The sequence below is a fragment of the Bartonella bilalgolemi genome (genome assembly GCF_023500045.1).
Classification (GTDB): domain Bacteria; phylum Pseudomonadota; class Alphaproteobacteria; order Rhizobiales; family Rhizobiaceae; genus Bartonella; species Bartonella bilalgolemii.
This window is the reverse complement of the sequence record NZ_JAMCOF010000001.1, coordinates 189255-200712: the sequence shown is the minus strand read 5'-3', so window position 1 is coordinate 200712 and position 11458 is coordinate 189255. Positions and strand designations below refer to the sequence as shown.

Below are 11458 nucleotides of genomic sequence, written 5' to 3'. Positions count from 1 at the left end.
ATCTTTACCTTCTCACTTTAAAGCGCTTCAGCGCCCGCAATAATTTCAATCAATTCCGTTGTAATCTGTGCCTGACGCTGACGATTATACCTTACAGTCAATTTATTAATCATTTCACCGGCATTACGTGATGCATTATCCATAGCGCTCATTTTTGCGCCCATTTCACCTGCAACATTTTCAAGCAAAGCATGGAAGACTTGTATAGAGAGATTACGCGAAACAAGTTCATCCACAAGAGAAACTGCATCCGGTTCATAATCATAAACAGCCGATTGTACAATCTCACTTTCTTTTTCTTTTCTAATACCACCAACCTCATCAGAAAACTCCTTTTGAGTATCTACTGGAATTAAATTGATAGCCTTTGGACACTGATTAACGACTGATACAAATTCAGAATAAAAAAGCGTACAAACATCAAACACCCCTTCATTGAAAAGATCAATAATACATTGACTCACTTTAGCTGCTTCTGCAAAACTGATCTGTTTTACAGAGCGCAAATCAATATGATCAATCATTAGAGCTTTAAAATCACGCAGTAAAATATCTGCTCCCTTTTTTCCAACAGTTAAAATTTTAACCGTTTTACCTGTAGAAAGAAGGTCATTAATATGCTCACGCGCACGACGAACAATCTGCGTATTAAAAGCACCACACAAACCACGTTCAGCTGTACACACAACCAAAAGATGCTTATCATCTCGCCCTGTACCGCACATTAAAGGTGGGGCATCCACTGGATCAAGATCAGCAGACACATGTGCTAAAAGAGTAGCCATATGCTGAGCATAAGGTCGCGCAGATTTAGCTGCTTCTTGCGCACGGTGCAACTTCGCTGCTGCAACCATTTGCATAGCTTTGGTAATCTTCTGCGTTGCCTTAACCGAGGCAATACGGTCTCTAAGATCCTTTAGCGACGCCATTTAAGCATTCCACCAATCAATTAAGAAAAATTCTTTGCATAATTATCAAGAATAACAACCATCTGAGTTTTAATTTGATCCGTTATTTGTTTCTGTTCAGCGATCGCATTTAAGAGCTCTTCATGATTACTGCGTAGGAGTGTTAAAAGCCCTTGTTCAAATCGCCCAACATCAGAAACAGCTAATGAATCAAGATAACCATTTACACCAGCAAAAATAACAACAACTTGTTCTTCTACTTTAAGTGGTGAGAATTGCAGCTGCTTTAAAAGCTCTGTCAAACGTGCCCCACGATTTAAAAGATGCTGCGTTGACGCATCTAAATCTGAACCAAATTGCGCAAAAGCTGCCATTTCTCGATATTGGGCTAATTCACCCTTGATAGAACCAGCAACTTGCTTCATTGCCTTAATTTGGGCAGCAGAACCAACACGTGAAACAGAAAGACCAACATTCACTGCAGGACGAATCCCTTGATAGAATAAATTTGTTTCCAGAAAAATCTGACCATCGGTAATCGAAATCACATTGGTTGGAATATAAGCAGAGACATCATTGGCTTGTGTTTCAATCACTGGCAGTGCTGTTAAAGATCCAGAACCATTATCAGCATTAAGCTTTGCAGCCCGCTCCAAAAGACGAGAGTGCAGATAAAAAACATCTCCTGGATAAGCTTCACGACCAGGAGGACGGCGCAACAAAAGAGACATCTGACGATAAGCAACAGCCTGTTTGGAAAGATCATCATAACCAATCAACGCATGTTGACCATTATCACGAAAATATTCTCCCATTGCACAACCAGCAAGGGGAGCAATAAATTGCATCGGAGCAGGATCAGACGCTGTAGCTGCAACAATAATTGAATAGTCAAGCGCTCCACGTTCTTCCAAAATTTTAACAAATTGCGCAACCGTTGAACGTTTTTGACCGATTGCCACATAGATACAATATATTTTGTCTTGATCTTGCCCAGTGCCATTTTCATGAAAACGCTTCTGATTTAAAAATGTATCGAGCAAAATCGCTGTTTTTCCTGTTTGACGATCACCGATCACCAATTCACGTTGTCCACGTCCAATGGGAATTAAGGCATCAATAACCTTTAATCCAGTTGACATTGGCTCATGCACAGACTGACGTGGGATGATACCAGGAGCCTTAACATCAACACGGCGACGCTCTTTTGTCTTAATAGGACCTTTTCCATCAATGGGATTACCTAGTGCATCTACAACACGACCAAGCAAAGCAGGTCCTACAGGGACATCCACAATAGCCCCGAGCCGTTTAACGGTATCGCCCTCACGAATATCACGATCTGATCCAAAAATCACAATCCCAACATTATCCGTTTCCAAATTCAGCGCCATCCCCTGCACACCATTGGGAAAAGCGACCATTTCACCTGCCTGGACATTATCCAAACCATAAACGCGAGCAATTCCATCACCCACAGATAAAACCCAACCAACTTCTGAAATTTCAGCTTTTTGATCAAAGTTTTTGATTTGTTCCTTTAGAATTTTTGAAATTTCAGACGGTCTAATATCCATCAGCTGACCTCTTTTTTCAATGCAAGCTTAAGTGAAGATAATTTTGTCATAAGGGACGCATCAATTTGACATGACCCTAAACGAATGATAAACCCACCAAGAATTATTGGATCAACGGAAAGTTGTAACATAATTTTTCCTCTGACAACACTCTCCAATGCCACACGCAACATTTCTTTCTGATAAGCATTTAACGGATGTGCAGAAATAATTTGCACAAAAAACTCTCTACGGAAAAGAGCAAGATGACGCTGAAAAGCACGCAAAATACTGGGCAATGCAAAAAGCCTACGATTAGCTGCAATAACACCTAAAAAATTGCGAAAAATGCGGCCTGCCTCTCCATGAACAAACTCTATACTTTCACAAAGAACATTTAACGCTTTCTTCTGCTCTTTTACTGAAAAAAACGGATTATGCACAAAGCACTTTAAATCCTCATTTCGCTCCAAAATATTCAAGAAAGATGCCACTTCCTTTTCAACATGTTCAATACAACCTGCTTCTTGAACCAAATCAAAAAATGCTTTTGCATAACGCTGGCTCACTAGCGGCAATGGGACAAGAGAAACTGAATCTGACACGAAATACCGCCTCTTTTCCTTAAGGGATCCTCTGATTTTGATCAGAAAAAATGGATCACATATTTCAAATTGCAAAAATCTTTTTCTTGAAACTCAGAACAAAAAATTTCCCAATCTCTAGCATAGACATAATCGACTCGCAACACCACAAAGCAATGCTTTTTGAAATTTTTTAGATAAAATAACTAAAATGGCTTTTCAATTGACGGATGAGGAACACAATTTTTTTTGAGTCCATTTTTGATATTAGCTGATACCTGATTTAATTTTTTCATATCGCCTTCATGAAATGTATCAAACACTGAAGAGGAAACTTCTTTTCCAACTCTAGATAATAAAATATCCATTTTAAAACTTTCATCCATCAAAAGAGCTGCCACAACATCTACCGAAAGATCCAATATACGTGCTTTTTCCATCAATTTGCGATGATTTTGTAAATGCTGCAAAATCTGTGCTGTCAATGGTCCAATGACAGTCCTATGATAAATATTCAATGCCTTATTAAAGGCCATAATATCTTGCAAAATTATATCATCATAAAAGACTGCATAAGCATAAACCAACTGGCGGGAATGCATAACTGGAAAACCACAAAGAGACCGCATTGCTTGTTGTGGAGAAGCAATGATTGGCTGAAAAAATTTTTCCACTTCTCTCATTAAGCGATAAGTAAAAATAAAAACAGTCGCATCGATGCTTTGCATTTCCTTTTTTTCATTGTTTTTAATCACATCAGAAATCGATGCTTGTGCTCCTGTCCCGATAAACCAAGTAAAAATAAAAATGATAAATCCAATCTTTTTCAAAACTACTCCCCTTTTAAAATATGCTTTTAACAAACAAATGTCTCTATTTGCCTTTTCATTGCCTTTTCAAAGAAAACTTTGCGGATCAATATCAATCTGAACCCGAACCGAACTAGGCTTCTTTGGTGCACGAGATAGGATGACACGAATAAATCCTTGCAAATCAAAAGAACGCTGCCCATGAAATAACAGCCGAAAACGATAACGACCCCGCACAAGTGCCAACTGTGCTTCTGCAGGTCCCATCACTGATACACCCTTCACCGATGGTGCAACTTGGCGCAATGCACGAGCATAATTTTCTGCAACTTGACGTTTTTCTGAAGAAACAATCAAAGCTGCAAATCGTCCATAAGGAGGCAAAACATCATGCTGACGCATTGCAATCTCACGTTCATAAAAATCCTCACGCTGTTGTGAAAGTAAAGCTTTTATAACCGGATGATCTGGTTGATAAGTTTGCAACAATCCTAAACTTTCTAATCCCATACGCCCGGCTCGCCCTGTGACTTGAGACAAAAGCTGAAAGGTGCGTTCACTTGCACGTAAATCACCATTGGCAAGACCCAAATCAGCATCAATCACCCCAACCAAAGACAATCTAGGGAAATGATGCCCCTTAGCAACTAACTGTGTTCCAATAATAATATCCACATCCCCCCTTGCAATTGCTTCTAATTCTCGTCGTAATTGACTAATTCTTCCTTTTAAATCAGTAGATAGAATAAGCAACCGTGCCTGTGGAAAAAGTATCTGTGTTTCCTCAGCAATTCTTTCCACCCCTGGCCCACAAGCCACTAAATGATCCAATGTCCCACATTCTGGACAAGCTTCTGGCAAAGGTTCATAATAACCACAATGATGACATTTAAGCTGTCCTCGCAAACGATGCTCAACCAACCAACTCGAACAATCCGTACAATGAAAGCGATATCCACACACCCGACAAAGTGTTAAAGGCGCATATCCACGCCGATTGAGAAACAAAAGCGCCTGCTCACCCTTTTCTAAATTTTTTTTCAAAGCGTGTTCAAGAACAGGAGAAATAAAGCGTCCTTTTTCTACGCCCCCTTTACGCATATCAATCACGTGCAAATGCGGCAACGCTACTGCTTGAAACCGTGAAGGCAAATGCACCCGCTGATAACGCCCCCATAGAACATTCACCTGACTTTCAATTGAAGGAGTCGCTGACGATAAAATAACAGGACAACACTCAAAAGATCCCCGCGCCACAGCCATATCCCGCGCATGATAAAAAATACGTTCTTCTTGTTTATAAGCACCATCATGCTCTTCATCAACAACGATTAAGCCAAGATCCAGAAAAGGTAAAAAAAGCGCTGAACGCGCTCCTGCAACAACCCGCACCTTTCCTTCTACAACTTGCCGCCACACACGTTCACGACAACGTGGTGTTAAATCAGAATGCCATTCAGCTGCTGAAGCTCCAAAACGTGCATGAAAACGGTCTAAAAATTGCTGTGTTAAAGCAATTTCTGGCAATAAAATCAAAACCTGTTTGTTGCCCCTTAGTGCTTGAGCAACTGCTTCAAAATAAACTTCTGTTTTTCCAGATCCCGTGACTCCATCAAGCAAAAAAACCTGAAATTGAGAAGACAAAACGCCTTCTCGCAACAAATTTGCTGCCGATTTCTGTGCTCCTTCTAAAACAGGTGGACAAAAATCAGGATCAGGCAGAGCAACCACTGCCTGGACTGGAACCAAAACCTCTTCAAAAACTCCAAGTGATTTTAAAAGATCTATCACTGAAGAAGAAGTTTTCGCAGCATGAGCAAGATCAGAACGAGTCCGAATAATTCCATCACGTGCCAAGTCTAAAACGCGCGATCGCGCTGGTGTTAATCGTTCTACGTTCCCTCCACAATAACGCAACCCCACCATCTTCTCTTCTGGATCTAAAGCTGTCGGCACACGTAAAACCAACCCTGCAACAAGACCGAAAGGCGTCATGGTATACTGACTGAAAAAACGCAAAAATGCGATCATCTCAGCTTTTAATGGCGGACAATCAAAAACATGCGTCACAAAGCGCAATTTATCACGCGCCACAGGAACAGCGGTTACTCTCTTTAAACTCTCTCTTTGTTCTTCCTCAGATATCGGCTCACCAATAGCGACCACAAAACCACAAATCTCGCGTCCTGCAACAGGAACACGTACAAAAGAACCAACTTTTATCTCTATATGCGGCTCTACCCCATAGCTATAAGCCTGAAAAACTGGGATCGGTACCACAACCGAAACAATTTGCATTTCTGTCACAATTGACGTCACCTTTTTATCGATAGTGCTTTGGTCTTATTGTTGCATTTTTCTATTCTTGTACCCCATTTTTCTCTGGCCTGTTCTTTATATAACCAATACAATAACTATCCCAGAATGAAACAATGCAATAATATACTTTTTTCATTTACTTGCCTTCTTCTCAAGACTTTTTGTACCATTCCTCTATCCATCAATTGGTCCCTTGCTTTTGCTATAAAGAATAGCGCATAACATATACAAGAAGAACCAAGAGAAGTATTAAAAAACAAACTTTTAGAAACCCAAGGAGATTTGAAATGAAATTTTTTGTGGATAGTGCGCATAAAAAAGATATCCAAGAATTACAAAATTTAGGATTGATCGATGGTGTCACAACCAATCCTTCTCTCATTCTCAAATCTGGACGTAATATTCTAGAAACCATCAAAGAAATTTGTGCTCTCGTCAACGGACCAGTGTCCGCTGAAGTTGTCGCAACTGACTTCAATAATATGATGAAAGAAGCGGCTGTTTTAGCAAAAATTGCTGACAATATTTGCATCAAGCTCCCCTTAACACTTGATGGATTAAAAGCTTGTAAAGCCCTCACTGAACAAGGACTAAAAACAAACCTTACCCTTTGTTTTTCAGCTAATCAAGCTTTGTTAGCTGCAAAAGCGCGTGCAACATTTATTTCACCTTTTATCGGAAGAATTGATGATTGTGGATACAATGGTATCGAACTGCTTCACGAAATTCGCACTCTTTATGACCAATATAATTTCAAGACTCAAATTTTGGCTGCCTCTATACGCTCTGTCAATCATGTTAAAGAAGCAGCATTGAGCGGTGCAGATGTTGCAACTGTTCCCCCAGAAATCTTAAAAAATCTGGTTAAACATCCTCTAACTGACCAAGGCTTAGAGACATTTGCGGCAGACTGGGCAAAAACGGGACAAAATATCGCTTAAAAAGTATTTCAAACCCTACAAATAGGGTACTTCTTCTTCAAACATCTCAACTAAGATGATTCTAAACAGACAAGAGATATAAATTTAATAAAATAAAATTTTACTCTCACTGGGCTATATCATATCCAAAACTTCTTCATAAAAATATGCAACTTATTTTAATATTCGAAGAATATGAGCTTTTAAAAAGGAGAATTTTTTGCAAGATCTTTTGCAAGCAGCATAAAAATGCGTTCAGCCAATTCTTCAGCAACGCGTTTTTGCGCATTTTTTTCAGCTTGCACTGTTGCATATTCTTGACGAAGTCGATCAAAAGAAGCACTCATTGTTCCTGTCCCTTTCGCAATAAGTTCATTTTTCATATTCTTTAAAATATAAGAAGCTTTACTCACGATTGTTCCAACAGAAGGGTATCCTATTCCATCCTCTTCCAGGTCACCGTCTATCTCGAAAGATGTTCGTGTAAAAACCGATGTTTGCAGTGACAATTGATAAATTGGCATAGAAGGCTTTCCTCCACGCCCATAAAGGAGAAACAATAAATGATTACGGACCATTTGACTGAAATGATCAGAGGGTTCTTCAATCACAATAGCTGCAAATTTCTCAGAAAGCCCTCTAGAAATCTTTTCTGATGTTCCTGTATGCAAAAGAGAAATCGTGGATGTCGATCCCTGTGAGACCTGACGATAAAGTGGTTCAATGGTACATCCACTAAGAAAAGCAAACAAACAAGAAAAAACAGTAGCAATAAATCCATTAAATAATGACATTAACAATCCTTTTTGGAACAATAATCATTTTCTTAATAGATTTTCCAGCCAAGTGTGCTTGCACAAAATCAAGAGCACAAACCGCTTCTTCAATTGCCACATTATCAGCGACCGCAGCAAGAGTTACATTACCCCGCTTTTTACCATTAATTTGCACCGGTAAAGTAATATATTCTTCAACCGTTAATGCAGAATCATAAGAAGGCCAAGGACACTGCGACATCAGTGTATTCCCGCCCAAAGCAGCATGACATTCTTCTGCTAAATGAGGCATCATAGGGGCAATCATTGCGATGAAAAAATCCACTGCTTGACGCAGTGCAGACTTCATTTCATCTTCAGCATTTTCTATATTATTTAGCGAGGAAGCTATCACATTCAATAATTCATAAAGGCGCGCAACAGCTCGATTAAAGGCAAGTTTTTCTAAATCATCTTCTACAGCACAAAGTGTGCGATGAGCTACTTTGGAAAGCTTTAAAGCAGCTCCTTGCTGTCCTGCACATGGCTTTACCTCCTTTAAAACTGGGGCACTTAAAGCCACTAAACGCCAAACACGCTGCACAAAACGGTGCGCACCTTCAATTCCAGATTCCGTCCAAATGACATCACGCTCAGGAGGAGAGTCTGACAACATAAACCAGCGTACAGTATCCGCTCCATAGGAAGCAATAATATCATCAGGATCAACGACATTCTTTTTTGATTTTGACATTTTTTCAATTGAACCAATCATCACTTCACTTTGATCGGTGAGCTTATAAGCGCAACGCTTTCCATCCTTTTCAACAATTACGACATCTGCTGGCGAAACCCACCCTTTTTCATCTTGATAAGTTTCATGAACAACCATACCCTGCGTAAATAAACCTTCGAAAGGCTCATCTACCGAAACATAGCCTATCATCTTCATCGCACGTGTGAAAAAACGTGCATATAAAAGATGCAAAATTGCATGCTCAATACCACCAATATATTGCTGAATAGGTAACCATTGTGCTGCTATTTTCTGATCTATTGGTTCTTGAGCATGAGGTGTAGTAAAGCGTGCATAATACCAAGAAGAATCAACAAAAGTGTCCATTGTATCGGTTTCACGTTTTGCCAATTGACCACAACAAGGACAAACTACTGTTTGCCACTCATCATGGCACGCAAGTGGATTACCAGGCTGATCAAAAGTAACATCATCGGGTAACACAACGGGCAAATCAGCACGTGGGACAGGCACAACACCACAATCCGTACAATGGATCATAGGGATCGGACAGCCCCAATAACGCTGACGCGAAATTCCCCAATCACGTAATCGAAATTGCACTGTTTTTTGTGCCTGAGGCTGATCCTTGAGCAATTGTTTCTCAAGCCGTTCAGCAACCATTTGAAAAGCTTCCTGCACTGTCAAACCATCTAAAAAGCCTGAATTAATCATCACGCCATCGCCCATATAAGCTGTTTCAGCAATGACAAAATTCTCAGCATCACTTTTTGTTGGTACAATTACTGGACGCACAGCAAGATTATATTTTCGAGCAAAATCCAAATCTCTCTGATCATGAGCAGGGCATCCAAAAATAGCCCCTGTGCCGTGATTCATGAGAACAAAATTAGCGATATAAACAGGAAGATGCAGTGTCGGATCAAAAGGATGAATAGCAAAAAGTGACGTACGAAATCCTTTTTTTTCCACTGTCTCAAACGCCGCTTCTGTAGTACCATTACACCGACAGCTTTCAATAAAAGTATCAAGAGCCTTATCTTTTTGTGCTAAAGCTTTCGCAATTGGATGATCAAAAGAAAGTGCTAAAAAAGAAGCACCAAAGAGAGTCTCAGGACGAGTCGAATAACAAACAATTTCATCAAATGCATCACGTACATCATCCTCCGTATTGGTTTTATGCAAAGACCAACGAATAAGAAGTCCTTGTGATTTGCCAATCCAATTTTTTTGCATAATGCGTACTTTTTCCGGCCACTGATCAAGCTTTTCAAGTCCTGCCAATAAGTCGTTACTAAAATCACTAATTTTAAAAAACCACTGTGTTAATTCGCGTTGTTCAACCAATGCACCAGAACGCCAACCACGACCATCAATAACCTGTTCATTAGCTAAAACTGTTTGATCAACAGGATCCCAATTGACCTTAGCCACCTGACGTGAAATAAGCCCCCTCTGATAGAAGTCCAGAAACAGCATTTGTTGACGATGATAATATTCTACATCACATGTGGCAAATTCACGGGACCAATCCAAAGAAAAACCCAGTTTTTGCAACTGCTTTCGCATTACCGTGATATTTTCATAGGTCCATACTTTAGGATGTACTTTACTTTGCATGGCAGCATTTTCAGCAGGCATTCCAAAAGCATCCCATCCCATTGGATGAAGAACATGAAATCCCTTTGCCCGCTTATATCGCGCAACAACATCCCCCATAGTATAATTGCGCACATGCCCCATATGAATGCGTCCAGAAGGATAGGGAAACATTTCTAAAACATAATATTTTTCCCGCTCACTATCATCAGCAGCTTGAAAAATTTTCTTTTCATCCCAAATCGCTTGCCATTTTTTTTCCTGTGTACGTGGATTATAGCGCTCGCTTATCATTCCCGTTATACTCTTTATAAAATTAACCTTAAAATTCTCATCAAGATTCACCACGGATTAACCTTATCGTCAACCTTTTCATGAATTATTTTAAAGCTTTTATAAAAAATTATCTAATTCCTGCATAAAAACAGAAAGCATAGCCCTATGAATACACCTAATATTTCCTCTATTGACGCATGGAGAAACCTTCAACAAGACATTGCCAAAACATGTCAGGATTATCATCGTCCCATGGAGAATATTCAACTCATTGCTGTTTCAAAAACTGTTTCCGCAAACAATATTGTCCCTCTTCTGCAGGCAGGACAATTCCTTTTTGCTGAAAATCGTGTGCAAGAAGCAGCCGAAAAATGGCCTTCCTTACGACAAAAATTTAACACAATCGAACTTCATCTCATTGGTCCCTTACAATCCAATAAAACAGCAGAAGCTGTTAAAATCTTCGATGTCATTCAAACTGTTGATCGAGAAAAAATAGCTAAAAACCTAGCAGAAGAAATGCACAAACAGAAAAAGCATCTTCCCTGCTATATCCAAGTCAATATAGGATTAGAACCACAAAAAAGTGGCATTTTTCCACAAGAAGTAAAAGCCTTTGTTACTCAATGCAAAAATAATTATGGACTTGATATCATTGGGCTGATGGCGATCCCCCCTATTCAAGAAAATCCTGGCCCTTATTTTGCTCTTTTAGCAAAACTTGCAAAAGAAACTGGTCTTCCAAAACTCTCTATGGGCATGTCCAATGACTTTAAAATTGCTCTCCAATTTGGCGCAAATGTTCTTCGTATTGGATCAGCTTTATTTGGCGCTCGCTCCTTTTAAGAATTGTCTTTTTTTAGCCTTTCCATCTTTTACGAACTTATATAAAAAAGCTTTTTTTGTGACATTCATTGCATAAAATTAACAATTCAAGCTTACGACTTAACCTACGTTGAACATAATACTTTCATT

Annotated in this window: 9 protein-coding genes; 2 read left to right on the top strand and 7 right to left on the bottom strand. The window is 39.5% G+C overall.

Annotated features, from left to right (window positions below; translation table 11 throughout):
* Nucleotides 1-17: 17 nt before the first annotated feature.
* The 5 genes from M4Z11_RS00795 to M4Z11_RS00775 all read right to left on the bottom strand — a co-directional run bounded on the left by M4Z11_RS00795 (nucleotide 18) and on the right by M4Z11_RS00775 (nucleotide 6176).
* Complete coding sequence (locus tag M4Z11_RS00795) at nucleotides 18-929, bottom strand: F0F1 ATP synthase subunit gamma (protein ID WP_249674475.1); 912 nt, start codon at nucleotides 927-929, stop codon at nucleotides 18-20.
* A gap of 20 nt (nucleotides 930-949) precedes the next feature.
* Nucleotides 950-2485 (bottom strand): F0F1 ATP synthase subunit alpha, encoded by a 1536-nt coding sequence (gene atpA / locus M4Z11_RS00790; RefSeq protein WP_249674473.1) that lies wholly within the window; start codon nucleotides 2483-2485, stop codon nucleotides 950-952.
* Complete coding sequence (gene atpH, locus M4Z11_RS00785; RefSeq protein WP_249674470.1) at nucleotides 2485-3069, bottom strand: ATP synthase F1 subunit delta; 585 nt, start codon at nucleotides 3067-3069, stop codon at nucleotides 2485-2487. Before atpH ends, atpA begins: the two co-directional genes overlap by 1 nt.
* 185 nt (nucleotides 3070-3254) lie before the next feature.
* Nucleotides 3255-3878 carry a hypothetical protein gene (locus M4Z11_RS00780; protein WP_249674467.1) on the bottom strand — a complete coding sequence of 208 codons (624 nt, stop codon included), beginning with the start codon at nucleotides 3876-3878 and terminating at the stop codon, nucleotides 3255-3257.
* 66 nt (nucleotides 3879-3944) lie between these two features.
* A complete protein-coding gene (locus M4Z11_RS00775) occupies nucleotides 3945-6176 on the bottom strand; it encodes a primosomal protein N' (RefSeq protein WP_409337870.1) in 2232 nt (743 codons plus the stop codon).
* A 287-nt stretch (nucleotides 6177-6463) separates the two neighbouring features.
* Between M4Z11_RS00775 and fsa the strand changes: the two genes are divergently transcribed.
* Nucleotides 6464-7117, top strand: a complete 654-nt coding sequence (gene fsa / locus M4Z11_RS00770; RefSeq protein ID WP_249674465.1) for a fructose-6-phosphate aldolase — start codon at nucleotides 6464-6466, stop codon at nucleotides 7115-7117.
* Nucleotides 7118-7299: 182 nt separating this feature from the next.
* Here the strand turns inward: fsa and M4Z11_RS00765 are convergent, their stop codons facing one another.
* Both M4Z11_RS00765 and leuS read right to left on the bottom strand, forming a co-directional pair.
* Nucleotides 7300-7890 (bottom strand): hypothetical protein, encoded by a 591-nt coding sequence (locus tag M4Z11_RS00765; protein ID WP_249674463.1) that lies wholly within the window; start codon nucleotides 7888-7890, stop codon nucleotides 7300-7302.
* Nucleotides 7877-10501, bottom strand: a complete 2625-nt coding sequence (gene leuS / locus M4Z11_RS00760) for a leucine--tRNA ligase (RefSeq protein ID WP_249675014.1) — start codon at nucleotides 10499-10501, stop codon at nucleotides 7877-7879. Before leuS ends, M4Z11_RS00765 begins: the two co-directional genes overlap by 14 nt.
* A 147-nt stretch (nucleotides 10502-10648) precedes the next feature.
* On the opposite strand from leuS, the gene M4Z11_RS00755 reads away from it, so the two are divergent.
* Nucleotides 10649-11329: a YggS family pyridoxal phosphate-dependent enzyme gene (locus M4Z11_RS00755; RefSeq protein ID WP_249674461.1), complete on the top strand. Its 681-nt coding sequence runs from the start codon at nucleotides 10649-10651 to the stop codon at nucleotides 11327-11329.
* Nucleotides 11330-11458: the final 129 nt, after the last annotated feature.